Here is a 15,761-nt window from a genome sequence, read left to right on the forward strand (position 1 = left end):
CAGCTACATCCGGTACACGAGGCCGCCGCCGGGGGCAGGGGCGTCCTGGCGGGCTGCCAGCGCAAGACACAGCCCGAGGGCATCGCGCGTGTCGACCGGGTCGATGAGACCGTCGTCCCAGAGGCGGGCTGTGGCGTAGTACGGGTCGCTCTGGCGTTCGTACTGGTCGGCCACCTCTGCCCGCATTGCAGCGATCTCTTCGTCGGTGGTCTCGGCGCCTCGCATTCCGGCCAGCCTGATGTCGACGAGCACAGTCTGTGCCGTCTCGGCGGACATGGTGGCGATGCGGCTGTTGGGCCACGCGAACAGGAATCTGGGGTTGAAGCCCCGCCCGCACATGCCGTAGTTCCCTGCCCCGTAGGAGGCGCCAATGAGCACCGTGTAACGCGGCACGGTGGCGTTTGCCACCGCAGACACCATCTTGGCCCCGTGCTTCGCGATGCCCGCTGCCTCGGAATCGCTGCCGACCATGTAGCCGGTCGTGTTCTGCAGGAACAGCAACGGCACCCGGCGCTGCTCGCACAGCTCGATGAAGTGCGTGGCTTTGAGGGCGTCGGAGGAGAAGATAATCCCGTTGTTGGCGATGATGCCGACCTGATGACCCCAGATGCGGGCGAAGCCGCAGGTGATGTCGTTGCCCCATTCCGGCTTGAATTCGCCATAGCGAGAGCCGTCGACGAGCCGGGCGATGATTTCGCGGGCGTCGAAGCCGATGCGGTCATCCGCGGAGATGACGCCATAGATCTCGGCCGGATCGTAGAGAGGCACCTCGGGCTCAGCCCATGACATCCAGCCCTCCCGGTGATCAACCGGACGCTGGTTCACAGCAGCGCATAGTTCGCGCAGCTTGCCGTAGGCGGAGCGCTCGTCCGGGGTCATGTAGTCCGAGACGCCCGAGACGCGAGTGTGCAGAGCGGCACCGCCGAGGTCGTCGGGCTCGATGATCTCGCCCAGTGCTGCTTTGACGATTGGCGGGCCGCCCAGATAGATCCGCCCGATGCCGGCGACCATGATGACTTCGTCGCTCAGCGCCGGCACGTAGGCGCCACCGGCGGTGCAGCCGCCGAGCACCACAGAGATCTGCGGCAGGCCCATCGCGGAGAGCCGAGCCTGCCGGTAGAAGCTGCCGCCGAAGTGGTCCTTGTCGGGGAAGATGTCGTCCTGCAGGGGCAGGAATGCACCGCCGGAGTCAACGAGGTAGATGACGCCGAGGCCGTTCTCGGCGGCGATGTCCTGGGCGCGTACGTGCTTCTTGATGCTGACCGGCAGCAGCGAGCCGCCCTTGACGGTGGCGTCGTTGGCGATGAACATCCACGGCCCCCCGCACACCACGCCGATGCCGGTGACGATCCCCGCTCCGGGGGCGCTGTTGTCATAGAGCTCCCAGCCAGCCAGCGTGGACAGCTCCAAGAACGGCGTGTCGGTGTCACACACCAGATCGATGCGGTCCCGAGGCAGGATCTTGCCCCGAGCGTGGTGCCGCTCGATCGAGCGCTCCCGACCAGCGCCGCCTGAGATGGCGAATTGCTGACGATCTCGCAGCGTGGCGAGCAGTTCGCCGTAGGCAGCGGCGTTCTTCAGATAGTCGTTGCTACGGGTATCGATGCGGCTTGCGAACTGTCTCATCTGCCGGTGCCGTCCATCAGCTCTTTGCCTTCTCAGCCGATGATGGTACGGGTCGCGCCTCGGACGTCCCATCGATCGCAGCGCGAAAGCCTGCTCGCAAGTCAGAAGTTGCGGTCCCCGGAATCCTGACCCAGCAGCACTCGGCCCGCGGTGTCGATCTGGTAGCTGCCCACCATGAAGTGCCCGGCCACCGCTCGAACGTCGTTCAGGAGGCCGCCCAGCGGCGATGCCGTGAAGTTCGCCGTGCTGCCCGCGGCTGTCACGAGGGTTTCGACGGCCTCGATGCAGTTCTGAACACTCCACGAGCACGCCAGGCGGGCCCGGGCGTGTTGCTGCGACGTGACCTCGCCTGCGGCTGATGCCGTCGTCCACAGTTCGTCGAGCTGATCGGCGACGAAGGCCCGGCCGGCACCGAGCAAGGCTTCGGCACGGGCCATCGCAGCATGCGCGTCGGGTCTCCCCGCCAACTTGGAGCTAGCGAAGAGCGGGGTTTTCGTGTCAGCCAGCGCGGCGAACTCGTCGATGGCGCGGCGGGCGATCCCCGACGCCACGCCCGTCTTGGGAAACGGGAACCGCAGTCCGGAGGGCAGCCGGTAGAAGGGATGCTCGTTGGGCTTGGGCAGTGAGTAGTTCTCGACAACCGCTGCGCGATCGGCTGGCACGAAGCAGTCGTCCAGGACGACATCGTGGCTTCCGGTGCCACGCAAGCCCACGGTGTGCCAGGTGTCCTCGATGAATGACGGATCGGCTGGCACGAGTACGTGGCAGACCTTCTTGGGCTGGGTGCCTTCGACGACATTGGCGACCACCCACCAGTCGGCGCCGGTGCATCCGCTGACGAACGTCCAGCGCCCGTTGACGTTCCAGCCGCCGTCGACCTGGCTCACGATGCCGCGCGGCACCCCGGAGCCGGCAATGACGACATCGGTATATTCGGCATAGAAGCTCGCTACGGTCTCGGGCTCGAGGTGGGCTGCAAAGATCTCGGCTTCCTCGTTGCAGGTCATGGCGACCCAGCCGGTGGAGGGATGCTCGTAGGACACCCGGTGGGTGAACTCGATGAACTCCCCAGGGTGGCGGCCCAGTCCGCCGAGTTCTTCGGGTACGAGAATCCGCATCAGTCCCCGGCGCCCCATCTCAGCCAGGATCTCCCGGTCAGGATTTCGTTCGGCGTCGCTGTCGGCGCCGCCGGCCCGGACACGGGCGAGCAGTTCGCCGCTGAGCTCAGGAGGTCCCGCCGTGCGCAGCGGAGACTCAGCGTGGGCCATCCGGGCACGCTAACCGCAGCCAAGCGGTGAGCGCCTGCGTATCGTCGTGGGGCGATGCCCGTCGGCACTTGGCCGGCGACCAGCCCACGGACGGCGCATGAACGCACACGTTGATAGTGCCCCGGTAGCTGCGACGGTTCCGCTGGACGGCTTGAGGGTGCTGGACCTGACCGATCATCGGGGCGAGATCGGGCCGTGGATGCTTTCAGAGCTCGGCGCCGACGTGATCAAGATCGAGCCGCCGGGCGGCACCCCAGCCCGCATGGCATTGCCGTTGAGGGCACCCGATGACGCGGAGCCGGGCATGCGCAGTTGGCAGTTCTGTGCGTACAACTCCAACAAGCGGGCGATCGTGCTCGACCTCGAAGATCCCGCCGATCGCACTGTCTTCGAACGGCTCGTCAGCCATGCCGACTTCATCTACGAGTCCGGCGTGCCCGGCACCCTTGCCGAAGCCGGCTACCGCCATGATGATCTTCGCTCGCTGAACGCACGGATCATTCACGTCCAGGTCACGCCCTTCGGACTGGACGGACCTCGCAGCGCCGATGCTGCTTCGGAGCTGTCCCTGGCGGCGCTCGGTGGCTCCGCGAACATGCAGGGCGTCTACGAGCGGGCCCCGGTGAAGGCGTCAATTGCCCAAGCATGGCGACACGCCGGTGCTGAGGCCGCCGCAGCGGGGCTGATGGCACACGCCCGGATGCGTGTCGACGGCGCCGCGCAGCACGTCGCCGTGGCGGCGCAGGCCGCCATGACGTGGACACTGCTGAACGCCATGGAAACCCATGCCATCTGCGGCCGAGACTTCCAGCGCTCGGGCACCATGGTGAATCTCGCTGCGCCGCTTCAGATGCGCTATCGCACGCAGGACGGCTGGGCGATCGGTGTTGCTCGAGGCGTGGCGACCGGTCGGCTGCTCGAGTGGTACATCGAAGAAGGGCTGGCCGACGAGAGCTGGCATGCCGAGGACTGGGACACCTACGACCTGCGCGCGTCGAAGGGCGAGCCGGTCAGCCGCACGTTCGATGAGCTCTACGAGGCGATGGTGGGACTGTGCAAGCGGCATACCAACGCTGAGCTCTTGCAGCGGTCGGTGGAGCTGGGCGAGACCATCGCTCCGGTTCACACGGTGGCTGATCTGGTCGAATTCGAACACCTGCGGGCGCGGGATTTCTGGCGTCCCGTAGAGCTTGCAGGGACGTCGGAGGTGGAACTCCCCGGCGGACCGGCGACCATCGACGGCGTTCGCATCGGCAGGCGGCGACAGCCGCCGCTGCTCGACGAGCACGGCGCTGAGATCCGGGCGGAAGCTGCCCGGGCTGGCGAGACCACTCGAACTGCTGGCGTGGCCGAGCCGCCGGAGTCGGCGGGGGAACCGGCTGCCTGGAAGGTCGGGAACGACGAGTTGCCCTTCGCCGGGCTGCGGGTCGCGGACTTCAGCTGGATCGGAGTCGGCCCGATCACGGCGAAATCCCTCGCAGATCACGGCGCAACGGTCGTGCGGATCGAATCTGCCGGTCGCATCGACGGTCTGCGTGCGAATCCGCCGTTCAAGGACGGCGTCATCGATGTCGACATGGCGCACTTCTTCGGAACGTTCAACACGTCGAAGCTCAGCATCGACATCGATCTCAAGACGCCTGCCGGCGTCGACATCGCTCGCCGGATGATCGCTTGGGCCGATGTGGTCGTGGAATCGTGGACGCCGGGCACCTTCGATCGCAACATCGCCGACGATGAGCTCATCGCCGAATTGAACCCGAACGCCATCGTGGTGCATACGTCGCTCCTGGCCAGCGGCGGTCCGCTGTCCAAAATGGGCGGCTTCGGATATCACGCTGCGGCCATCGCCGGCTTCTATCCCATCGTGGGATGGCCCGATCTGCCACCGGACGGGCCGTATCTGGCCTACACCGACACCATCTCGCCGCGCATCATCACCGCCACGCTGCTCGCAGCGCTGGATCGCCGGCGCCGCACGGGCGAGGGCTGTGTCATCGAAGCGGCACAACTCGAATGCGGCCTGCAATTCCTGGCACCTGAACTGGCTGACTATGCCGACAGCGGGACGGTGGCGACCCGCAACGGCAACCGGAGTCCCGATGTGGCACCCCAGGGCGTGTACCCGTGCAAGGGCGACGATCGGTGGTGCGCCATCACGATTGCCGACGATGCGCAATGGAAGACGCTCGTGGAGCTGAGCGCTCCGCGCTGGGCGCAGGCGGCCGAGCTGTCGTCGCTGGAGGGCCGTCTCGCAGCCCACGATGGGCTCGACGACGAGATCTCCGCCTGGACGGTCACCCAGGACGCCGTGAAACTGGAACGACTGCTGGCAGGCGCTGGGATTGCGGCGGGCATGGTGCAGCGCAGCAGCGACTTGCTGGCAGATCCGCAGTATGCGCGCTGCGGCTTCCACCGGTGGTTGGAGCACCCCCGGATGGGGACCGTGCCCTACTCCGGTCACCAGTACCAGATCGCCGGTTACGACCACGGACCAAGGTTTGCAGCGCCCATGCTCGGCCAGCACACGTTCGACGTCCTGAGCGCTGAACTGGGGCTCACCGACGAGCAGATTGCTGACGCCGCCGCCGCGGGCGCATTGGGTTGAGAGCTCACCGCCGGAACAAGCACCTCAACCGAGCCATCCGGCGGCGAGAACGAGGCGGAGGGAACTGAACCGGACGAGACTGAAGAATCTGAGGAGATCACTGTAGTAACTGAACCCGTATTACCCAGCCCAGATTGGGTTGCAGTACGTCAGGAAATTATAGTCTTCGCGAGAACTATGGGGAGTAATGAGGGTCTGGCAACCTTGGGAGAAATGATAAGTGCCCATAGAGGTAATAGCGGTATTTATGATACCGATAGAAGTGCATGCCAAGGTTTGACATGGTCAGAGACGAGAGCCCTGATAGCGCTTAGGGGGTGCCCCAGAGGCTGGTCTTTTTCTTATACCAGATCTGGTATAGGGGTCTTGTGCTTCCATCCGTTGCATGAAGACTACCAGCGAAGAAATGCGTATCACGAGCCGAGTGAAGCCCGTGCCAATTACTGGGATCGTCTCCAGCAGACTGCTGAATAGATGCCGAGATCGCCGACTAGCGAACGCAAGACCGCTGGTCGGTGAGTCGACCGGCGGCGAGGTAACCGACTCTTGCAGCATTCTGCTAATCGACGGGGGTGATGGGGCCTGATTCTCGTACCTCCTCCCGAGAAGATTTCCTGAAATTCGGGTGCATATTTGCTTGTGATTGACAGCGTACATATGTATGCTATTGTCATGTTCGCCGACCTGTTGTACCGGCTCGACGCCGACGGCTCGGAGCCTGCCGGTACCGGCTTCGACACTGCCGGTTCGGCGCCGGCGTGGCCGGATCCGGCGGCCATTTGGCGCTTCGACGAGTCGCACCACAACTCGCACCAGGGCCGGGCCGATGCGGCCGATGCGGCTGGGTCGCCGGGTGATGCGGGCGGCATGGCGGGTTCTGTTGCCGGGCGGGACGGTTCGCTGCGGTGCAGTGGTAGCGGTGCGGTGCCCGAGCCCTCGGCCGGCTGCGGCGACACCGCCAAGGCTCGGTCCGGCCTTGATGAGAGCGACAGCTTGGGGTCGTTGGGCTACGGCGATCTGAAAGATCTCGTGGTCGAGCTGGCCGCTGAGCGAGCACGTGCGGAGGGCCGTTACCTGGCAGCGGTAGCCGAGCTCGCATCGCGCAACGGGGCGCAGTCAGCGGCATTTGTGTTGCGTGACCAGACGCGCCTGAACGCGTCGCAGGCACGCACTGAGGCCCGCCTGGCCGAGAGCCTGGTCACCGAGGGCATGACAGCGACGCTGGACGCGATGCGAGCCGGCGAGATCGGCATGTCCCATGCGAAAGTGATCGCCCGAGAGGCGCCCAAGAAGCACCGTCGCAGCGAAGCGGAGTTCATCGAGCAGTGCCGGGCCTATCCCTCCGACACCGTGGCCCGCCACCCGCTCGCCTATCAGAGCCAGCAGGTGTTCGCCGATCTCGAAGCCGAGGCCGCCGCCGAGAATCTCAGCCCGATCGACGCCGAGCTCGCACAGCAGCGCGCGCAGCGTTGGGGGTCGATGAAGCTCGGCGACGACGGCATGTGGCATCTCAACGGCAAGTTCGACTTCCTCGCGGGACGCCAGGTCAACATCGCCCTGCAGGCCATGGTGCGATCTCTGCGACGCCGCGCCGAGAACACCGACAGCGCCGACGACGGCGCCCACAACACCAGCGCGAACGGCAGTGGCACCCTTGCTGGCGAGCTCGACGCGAACAGCGAAACCGACACCGACAGCGGCGCTGGGCGCGTGCCGACGCGTGCGCAGCTCACCGCCGACGCGATCAGCGACCTCATCGCGGGCACAACCAACATCCGCCGGGCCAAGACGAGCCTGGTGATCGTCGCGGATTACGACATCGTCAACAACCGGCTCGTCAACCCCCGCCTCGATGACGGCACGCCTATCTCGGCCAAGATGCTCGCCGAGCACGCCGTCGGCGCCAACGTGCTGCCCGCAGTGTTCACATCAGACTGGTCCAAGCTGGCACTCGGGCGCACCCGCAACGCCAACGACGCCCAGCGGCTCATCCTCGCCATACGCGACCAAGGCTGCATCGGCTGCGCACTCACACCCGAGCACACCGAGGCCCACCACATCGACTATCACGAACACGGCGGCCCCACCGACATGCCGAACCTCGCATCAATGTGCTGGGACTGCCACACCGACCTCCACCAACACCACCGCCAGATCCGCACTCCACCCGACGGACGACCTCGCCTGCAACCGCCCGAACCCGAAGGCACCGGACCGCCCGCCCGAGGACCCGTCGCCTCCCGCAGCCCATGACCACGCCTCAGAGCATCCGCGGATAGGCACAGATGTCATAGCTGTGGAGGCGGCAGGGAACTCTGCGAGGTTGGAACCAATCCCCAACCCTGAGCGATCCGAGCGTGGACGACGCATGTTCAAGAGATACGGACGGGTGCGAATCTGAGTGCTGCTGGATTCCCGGAGCAGAGGGCACTGCCGCCTCCACAGCGGGCACACCTTTTCGAGCGGCCTCTTAGCCTGAGGCTGTGAGTTCTGCGGACGACTCTGTGCAGGCATTGCCGCTGTCGGTGCTGGACTTGGCCACCGTTTCGGAGGGCGGCACGAGCGCGCAGGCGCTCGACGAGACCACGGAGTTGGCGCGTGCGGCTGACCGGCTGGGCTATGAGCGGTTCTGGGTCGCGGAGCACCACAACATCGACACCGTGGCGAGCACTTCGCCCGCTGTGCTGATGGCGCACCTTGCTGCCCACACCGAACGGATCAAGCTGGGATCGGGCGGTGTGATGCTGCCCAATCACAGCCCGGCCGTCGTCGCTGAGCAGTTCGCGATGCTCGAGGCGTTGCATCCCGGGCGCGTCGACCTCGGTGTCGGGCGAGCACCTGGCAGCGATCGCATCACCGCCGCCGCTGTGCGGGGTCCCACCGAAGACGGTGCAGTACCCGACCCCTGGCAAGTGGACGACTTTCCGAGCCACCTCATCGATCTCATGGCATATCTCGGCGATGTGCGGACCACAGAAGGACCCTGGATCGACTTCCGCGCTACCCCGAAGGCCACGTCGGCGCCGCCGGTGCTCCTGCTGGGTTCGAGCGGCTACTCGGCGCAATTGGCCGGGTACCTAGGCCTGCCGTTTGCCTTCGCACATCACTTCGACGGCGACGGTGTGCTCGGGGCCTTGGATCTCTACCGCCAGCGGTTCCAGCCCTCACCGGTACTCGACGAGCCGTTCGTGATCGTGAGCGTCGGACTGGTCACAGCGGCCGACGCTGCCACTGCCCAGTACCACGCTGCGCCGTCGCTGCTGCGGCGGTGGGGCATCCGCACTGGCAGGTTCTGGCCGCTGCTGCCACCGGACGAGGCGATGTCGCATCCAGAGTGGGAGCGTGCAGCCACTATGCCGACCAATGCCATTGTCGGGGATCCCCACGACGCTGCGGCGAGTCTGGCCGAGCTTGCTGTCGCCACCGGAGCGGGCGAGTTGATGATTCACACGTCGACGTTCGGGCTCCCCGAGCGAATCACCAGCCTTGAATTGTTGGCCGAGGCCTGGGAACAGCGAGCGAACACCCGGGATGCGACCCCCCAAGCCGACACTGCGGCGGCATCGGCGTGAGCGCAGCAAGCGATATCCCCACCGCAGGCGTGCGCACGACAGCCATCGGAACGCACTTTGGGTCCTTCCTCGTGGACTCGCGAGACGGCGAAGTGGTAGCCGTACGTGGCCATCCCACCGATCCCGAGCCGTCGCACCTCGGGGAGTCACTGCGCCATTTCGCCGAGAACCGAGTGATGCGACCCGCCGTACGGCAGTCGTGGCTGCGCGACGGACCCGGGGCGGCCACTGAGCTGCGGGGCGACGACCCGTTCGTGGAGGTCGAGTGGGACACAGCACTCGACCTGGTGGCCGCAGAGCTGACCCGGGTGCGCGACGACCACGGCAATGCCTCTGTCTTCGGCGGGTCCTACGGGTGGGGATCCGCGGGCCGCTTCGGTCTTGCCTCAAGCCAACAGCATCGCTTCATGCGCTTCTTCGGCGGTTGCACCGACCAGAAGGGCACGTACTCGTCGGCCGCTGCTGAGGCGATCTTCCCCTACATGGTCGGCACTGGCTACCACGCCGGGCTGGCACGGCAGACCTCGTGGTCGGTGATCTGCGAGCACACGGAGCTATTCGTGTGCTTCGGCGGCATGCGTGCCAGCAACAGCCACGTGACCTATGGCGGTCAGGGCCCACATCATCACAACGACTGGGTTGCCCGAGCAAGCAAGGCGGGCGTGCAGTTCCTCAACGTGGGGCCGTTGCGCGACGACTTGGACAAGTCGGCCGATGCGCGTTGGCTCTCGATACGGCCCGGCACCGATGTGGCCCTTATGGCAGGGATCATTCACACGCTCGTGACCGACGGCCTCGCCGACGAGGAGTTTCTGACGACCTACTGCCACGGCTGGGATCGGCTGCGAGCCCACGTGCTCGGCGGGGGCCTCGCGGCAGCCTGCGGCGACTGGCGCGGTCCCACGCCGTGGGCAAATGCAGTCGACTACGACACGCCGAAGACGGCGCAATGGGCTTCAGAGGTGACCGGCGTCGACGCCAGCGACATCATCGCGCTCGCCCACGAGATGGCTCGCAAGCGCACCCTCGTGAATCTGAGCCTGTCCACCCAGCGAGCTCACCACGGCGAGCAGCCGTACTGGATGGCGCTTGCACTGGCATGCGTGCTCGGCCAAGTCGGTCTGCCCGGCGGCGGATACGCCTTCAGCTTCGGCACCCAGGGCAACACCGGTGCCGGGCAGACGCGTGCCCGCATCCCTGGGCTCCCGGTGCCGATGCGCCAGCCCGGGCCCCCGACGATCGCTGTGTCACGTATCACCGAGATGCTGGAGGGACCGCGCGAACCGTTCGATTTCGACGGGCGCACGGGGCGCTTCCCCGATGTCCGACTCGTCTACTGGTCCGGCGGCAACCCGTTCCACCACCACCAAGACCTCAATCGATTGATGCAGGCGTGGCAGCGACCCGAGACGATCGTCGTCCAGGAGCCGTTCTGGTCGTCCGTGGCACGTCGTGCCGACATCGTGCTGCCGGCAACAACGCCGCTCGAGCGCAACGACATCGGCGGTGCCGAGACCATGTTGATCGCTATGGCCGCGGTGGCAGAGCCGGTGGGGGAGTCACGGGACGACTACTGGATCTTCGCTCGTCTGGCTGAGCGTTTGGGCTTTGGAGAACAGTTCACCGAGGGCCGCACGGCCGATGAGTGGGTGGAAGTCATCTACGAGATTCATCGCGCGGCCGATCCCGAGGCACCGCCGTACGAAGAGTTCCGACGAGAGGGCTACGTCATGGCACCGGGCATGGCGTTGATGGGTGATCCCGAGCAGGTGTTTCTCGAAGCATTCCGCTCCGATCCCGACGGCAAGCCGCTACACACGCCAAGCGGCCGAATCCAGCTGTGGAACGACAAGATCGCTGAGTACGGCTACGACGACTGCCCGCCGCACCCGGCGTGGATGGAGCCTTTCGAGCGCCTCGGCGGTGCCGGCAGTGACCGCTGGCCGCTCCACTTGGTTTCCAATCAGCCTGTGGCGCGACTGCACAGCCAGTTCGACCATGCGGCGCCCAGCCAGGCAACGAAAGTGGCAGGCCGCGAACCGGTGCGCATCCACCCCGAAACCGCAGCCGCCCGCGGCATCTCGGACGGCGACGTGGTGCGGCTGTACAACGATCGAGGCGCCTGCCTGGCCGGTGCCGTGCTCGACGACTCGCTCCTCCCTGAAGCGGTTCAGCTCTCCACCGGCGCTTGGTACGACCCTGCGCCTGATGGCACTTGCCGTGCGGGCAATCCGAACACACTCACTGCGGACGTCGGCACCAGCCGACTGGGCCAGGGACCCTCGGCGCACACGTGCCTCGTCGAGGTGGAGCGATACGAAGACAAGCCGCCGCCGGTCGCGTCCTACACACCGCCGGAAATCTTGCCACTTCGACACAGCAGTGCAACTGCGGGCAATCAGACCCCACACCGATCACACTGACGTGTTCACCCGTACGGCCGATCGGGCACTGCCCCAGCGGACTTGACATACATGACGCTCTAAGCGCCGGAGATCGCCTTCTGAATGGCGGCACCTCTTTCCGCCTGCTGCTGCGCGCTCCTGCCCAGCCTGATCCCGGTATCGACGACAAGATTCTCTCCGGTGGTATGGGGACTTTCGTCGGATGCCAGATACACGGCGGCGTACGCGATGTCTTCGGGCGTACCTGCCCGCTTCAGGGCGTATGTCTCCTCGAAGTAATCGCTCATGCGGCTCAAGGCGCGTTCGGCGTCCTCGTCCGTCATGCCGTGATCCTTGTGCCCGCCGATGACTATGGGCGTCAGGATGCCGCCCGGCGAGATGCAATTCACCCGTACGCCGAATTCCGCAAGCTCTATCGCTGTGCATCGAGTCAGCAGGATGACAGCGGCTTTGCCGATGCTGTAGAGCGTGGGCCCGAACCCGACGCCCATGCCTGCAATGGAGGCATTGCAGATCACCGGCACCTGCTTCGGTGACTGCGACGCCCGAGACCGCATCATCTCGTGGTCATCTCGGGGACCGGCGCTCGACACGGTCTACCAGCGGCTCCCACAGACCCTGTGGGTCAGCGGCCTCGGCCTCTTCTTCGGTGTGATGCTCGCCATCCTCGTCGGTATCTACTCCGCCTACCGCCAGTACTCGCTGTTCGACAATGCCGGCACGCTGGTCTCGATGATCGGCTTGTCGACTCCGGTGTATTTCACCGGCTTGCTGGCCATCGTGATCTTCAGCGTCAAACTCAAATGGTTCCCATCGTTCTACGACACGACCCACGATGTTCAGTTGACGAGTTGGTCGAGCATCTGGATCCAGATAAAACAATTGTTCCTCCCCGTGACGGTGCTGTCGTTCTTGTTCGCCGGGGTGTTCGCCCGGTTCACCCGGGCATCGACCCTCGACAATCTGAACCAGGACTACGTGCGCACCGCCCGCTCAAAGGGGCTGAGCGAGACGATCGTCGTCAACCGACACGTCATGCGCAACAGCCTGATCCCGGTGGTCACCCTGCTTGCGCTGTCGATGCCGAACGTGATCGGTGGTGCGATCATCACCGAAACCGTGTTCCGAATAAACGGTATTGGTCAGCTCCTGATTGTCTCGATCGGAAACGGTGATCTGCCGATGGTGCAGACGATCACCTTCTTCACGGCGTTCCTGACCGTGGTGTTCAACCTGGTCGCCGATGTGATCTACGGCCTTCTCGACCCCCGGATTCGTTATGACTGAGATGCCAGATGAGGCGGTCGGTTCCTCGGCCACTGATCCGCTCGAGCTCAGAACGGACCATCGTCTCGGCAACGGAGCCAGCGGACCCACAGACCCCGCGGACCTGCCCGAATATCGCTCGCTCCGTGCCGATGTGTGGCGTCAGTTTCGGCGTCACCGTGGTGCCGTCATCGGCCTCGTCATCTTGGCCATCGTCCTCGTGGCCGTCTTCATCGGGCCGTTCGTGTACCCCTTGGATCCCTTCGCAATCGATGTGAGCAGTGCCAATCAGGGCCCTTCCTGGGCACACATGATGGGCACCGACAACCTCGGTCGTGATGTGATGGCCCGAGTGCTCGTGGGTGGACGCATCTCACTTCTGATCGGCGTCACCGCCATGTTGGTTGCGGTCTTCGTCGGAACGGCCATCGGTCTTTTCGCCGGATTCTTCCGGTGGATGGACGGTCCGCTCATGCGGCTGACCGATCTGTTCCTGTCGCTTCCGCTGCTGCCCTTGCTGCTCGTGATCCTGGTGCTGTTCCGCGACGACCTCAAGGACCGCTTTGGCCCCAACCTCGGCATCTTCTTGTTGGTCGTCGTCGTCATCGGTGCCACCAACTGGATGCAGACGGCGCGCATCGTGCGCGGCGACGTGCTCGCAATCAAGGAAGAAGAATTCGTCCTGGCGGCCCGCTCGATCGGTACCAAGTCGCGCAAGATCGTGACCCGGCACATCCTTCCCAACGTGCTCAGCCCGGTCACGGTCGCCGCATCGCTCGGCGTTGCCTATGCCATCCTCACCGAGTCGGCGCTGTCGTTCCTGGGCCTCGGCTTCCCGGCCGACTTCCCGACGTGGGGCCGGCTCTTGTTCGACGCCAAGGACTACTTGTCAATCAACATGTGGCGGGTGCTCTGGCCTGGCATCATGATCTCGATCACCGTGATCAGCGTGACGTTCATCGGCGACGGAATGCGCGACGCTCTTGACCCCAAGCTCCGCTCAAAGGGGTAGGCCCGAACATCAACGGTCAGGCTGCTGATCTAGAAATCCAGGTCCAGCGCACCGGCACCGTGGCGACGGAGCCGAGTTAGGGCGAGCGAACAAGCGTGCGCAGCGAACGCGCGTTTGATACGGTTCCAATCCATGGGCTGGAATCGGACAGCCACACCACCCGACACGCCCGGGGTCGCTGACTACCAGACCGACCTGTTCGCCGCGGGATCACCCGTGCTGAACGCCGGCGCCGACTATGAGCGTCATGTGCTGGACGATCGCAGCTGGCTCGATGTCTCATCACACTGGCTCAGCGGGGCCGACGAACTCCTCGTGGAACTGGCCTCACGGCTTCGCTGGACTGCCGCGCAGCGCCCCATGTACGGCCAGATGGTCGATGAGCCTCGACTCGGCGCCCAACTGAAGTACCCGGCTAAGGGGTCACCGGCAATCGTGAATTCGATGGCTGCCGCCCTGGGCGAGCGATACTGCGAGGACCTGAACTCGGTCTGGGTGAACTACTACCGCGACGGCCGCGACTCGGTGGCGTGGCACAGCGACCGCATCGGCCTCGACCCGGCCGATTCGCTGGTCGCCATCGTCTCGCTCGGCGGCCCCCGTCGCTTCCTGCTGCGGCCCAAGGGCGGCGGTCGCAGCCGTGCCTTCACGCTGGCGTCGGGAGATCTGCTGGTGATGGGCGGCGCGTGCCAGCAGTCGTGGGAGCACTCGGTCCCCAAAGCTGCCGTCGCTCCGCCGCGAATGAGCGCCACATTCCGCGCATCCCGGGGCGGTCGTTTGACGCGCGAAGTCCCCGATCAGACTCGTAGAGCCCTCGCAGGTAGCCTCAATTTTGATGAGCAGCGCGACGGATCTCGTGCGCCCGGTCGAGGTGCGAGCGTGTGACGGTTGCCGCATCTGGCTCCGATTCTCTGACGGCGTCAAGGGGGAGGTCGACCTCTCTGATCTTGCGGGCCGCGGTGTATTCGCGGCCTGGTCCGATCGGTCGGTGTTCGAGTCGGTTCGGATTGGCGACGCACGCGCAATCTGTTGGGGCGATGACATCGATGTGTGCCTCGATGCGCTCTATCTGCGGCTCACCGGCATTCCCGCACACGAGTATCTTTCCGGGGCCCACGCTGTCGATGTGAATGCCTGAGCTTTGCCGGTTCTACGGAATCGTCATACGGATGCACTTTGGTGGGTCAGAAGTCGAGTCCCACTGCCCCGCAGAGGAAGGCCATGAGCGGCCGTGTCTCGGAACACCACGCGGTGATCACCGACGAGAATTCGGGTTTGAGTGCCAGGTCGGGGTCGAAGTCACGCACGGTGATGAAGCTCTTGCGCTTGAGATCGGAGATCATGGGGTGATCGATGGACCAGTCCCTCGGCGCACGCTTGAGCCGGTCGCCCTCCATCCGCCAGCCATCGGACTGGCAGGTGTCCCGGGCGGCGATCCACTTCTCAGGGCGCTCGTCGATAGCGACCCGGTAGGCAGCCAGCGCATCCCGGTCGGGCATCCAGCTGCCGGCGCCGAAGAAGCAGCTCTCGGTGGACAGGTGCACGTAGAAGCCGGGAGCGTGAACGTCGTTGGCGCGCCGATGCCGGAACTGGATGCCCACGTTGGTCTTGTAGGGCGTCTTGTCGGCCGAGAAGCGCGTGTCACGGAACACGCGCATGAGCGAGCCACCCACCTTGGTGTCGCGAGCGGTCATGTGCTGGGAGATCTCGGCGAGAAGCGGCCGAACTGCACGGATGAGGTCGAAGGCGGGTTCACGCACCTCCTCCTCGTATCGCTCGCGGTTCTCGTTGAACCACTCTCGGTTGTTGTTGGCCTCGAGTTCTTCCAAGAACTCGTACAGCTCCGGTCCAAAGATGCCCTCGTCATCGCTCATCGCTGTCCCTTCTGCGGTCGGTGCCGCCCGGTCGAGGTGCACCGTAGCGAGCCCATGCCACAGACCCGATGCGGCCGGCTTGGTGTGGCTGGCATGGTGTGATCGCCCGGTGTGGTCGGCCTGGTGTGCT

General features: G+C 65.2%; 11 protein-coding genes and 1 pseudogene. 8 read left to right on the forward strand and 4 right to left on the reverse strand.

Features of this window, described 5'->3' with window-relative positions:
- Positions 1-3: 3 nt before the first annotated feature.
- Together ACOCMM_RS10575 and ACOCMM_RS10580 are read right to left on the reverse strand one after the other, a co-directional pair.
- Positions 4-1,626, reverse strand: a complete 1,623-nt coding sequence (locus ACOCMM_RS10575; RefSeq protein ID WP_419553120.1) for a carboxyl transferase domain-containing protein — start codon at positions 1,624-1,626, stop codon at positions 4-6.
- Positions 1,627-1,727: 101 nt separating this feature from the next.
- Entirely contained in the window at positions 1,728-2,894 is a 1,167-nt protein-coding gene (locus ACOCMM_RS10580; RefSeq protein WP_419553121.1) for an acyl-CoA dehydrogenase family protein, read from the reverse strand.
- 97 nt (positions 2,895-2,991) lie between these two features.
- Between ACOCMM_RS10580 and ACOCMM_RS10585 the strand changes: the two genes are divergently transcribed.
- The 4 genes from ACOCMM_RS10585 (at position 2,992) to ACOCMM_RS10600 (ending at position 11,497) form a co-directional block, all read left to right on the forward strand.
- Positions 2,992-5,502 (forward strand): CoA transferase, encoded by a 2,511-nt coding sequence (locus ACOCMM_RS10585; protein ID WP_419553122.1) that lies wholly within the window; start codon positions 2,992-2,994, stop codon positions 5,500-5,502.
- Between the two features lie 672 nt (positions 5,503-6,174).
- A complete protein-coding gene (locus ACOCMM_RS10590) occupies positions 6,175-7,755 on the forward strand; it encodes an HNH endonuclease (RefSeq protein WP_419553123.1) in 1,581 nt (526 codons plus the stop codon).
- Between the two features lie 230 nt (positions 7,756-7,985).
- Complete coding sequence (locus tag ACOCMM_RS10595; protein WP_419553124.1) at positions 7,986-9,074, forward strand: LLM class flavin-dependent oxidoreductase; 1,089 nt, start codon at positions 7,986-7,988, stop codon at positions 9,072-9,074.
- Positions 9,071-11,497, forward strand: a complete 2,427-nt coding sequence (locus ACOCMM_RS10600; protein ID WP_419553125.1) for a molybdopterin-dependent oxidoreductase — start codon at positions 9,071-9,073, stop codon at positions 11,495-11,497. Before ACOCMM_RS10595 ends, ACOCMM_RS10600 begins: the two co-directional genes overlap by 4 nt.
- Before the next feature lie 59 nt (positions 11,498-11,556).
- On the opposite strand, the gene ACOCMM_RS10605 is transcribed toward ACOCMM_RS10600, so the two are convergent.
- Entirely contained in the window at positions 11,557-12,039 is a 483-nt protein-coding gene (locus tag ACOCMM_RS10605) for an SDR family oxidoreductase (RefSeq protein ID WP_419553126.1), read from the reverse strand.
- Here ACOCMM_RS10605 and ACOCMM_RS10610 point away from each other — a divergent pair.
- From ACOCMM_RS10610 to ACOCMM_RS10625, 4 genes and pseudogenes are all read left to right on the forward strand, one after another.
- Positions 11,999-12,766: pseudogene (locus ACOCMM_RS10610) on the forward strand (ABC transporter permease); the annotation flags it as partial. The gene ACOCMM_RS10605 and the pseudogene ACOCMM_RS10610 overlap by 41 nt on opposite strands.
- Complete coding sequence (locus ACOCMM_RS10615) at positions 12,759-13,757, forward strand: ABC transporter permease (RefSeq protein WP_419553127.1); 999 nt, start codon at positions 12,759-12,761, stop codon at positions 13,755-13,757. The pseudogene ACOCMM_RS10610 and the gene ACOCMM_RS10615, both read left to right, overlap by 8 nt.
- A gap of 132 nt (positions 13,758-13,889) precedes the next feature.
- Entirely contained in the window at positions 13,890-14,642 is a 753-nt protein-coding gene (locus ACOCMM_RS10620) for an alpha-ketoglutarate-dependent dioxygenase AlkB (protein WP_419553128.1), read from the forward strand.
- Entirely contained in the window at positions 14,593-14,895 is a 303-nt protein-coding gene (locus tag ACOCMM_RS10625) for a DUF2442 domain-containing protein (protein ID WP_419553129.1), read from the forward strand. The genes ACOCMM_RS10620 and ACOCMM_RS10625 overlap by 50 nt, the downstream gene beginning before the upstream one ends.
- Before the next feature lie 46 nt (positions 14,896-14,941).
- Here the strand turns inward: ACOCMM_RS10625 and ACOCMM_RS10630 are convergent, their stop codons facing one another.
- On the reverse strand, positions 14,942-15,631 hold the full coding sequence (locus tag ACOCMM_RS10630; protein WP_419553130.1) for a TIGR02453 family protein: 690 nt from the start codon (positions 15,629-15,631) through the stop codon (positions 14,942-14,944).
- Positions 15,632-15,761: the final 130 nt, after the last annotated feature.

Origin of the sequence: Candidatus Poriferisodalis sp. (genome assembly GCF_965198245.1) — a bacterium.
Lineage (GTDB): Bacteria > Actinomycetota > Acidimicrobiia > Acidimicrobiales > Poriferisodalaceae > Poriferisodalis.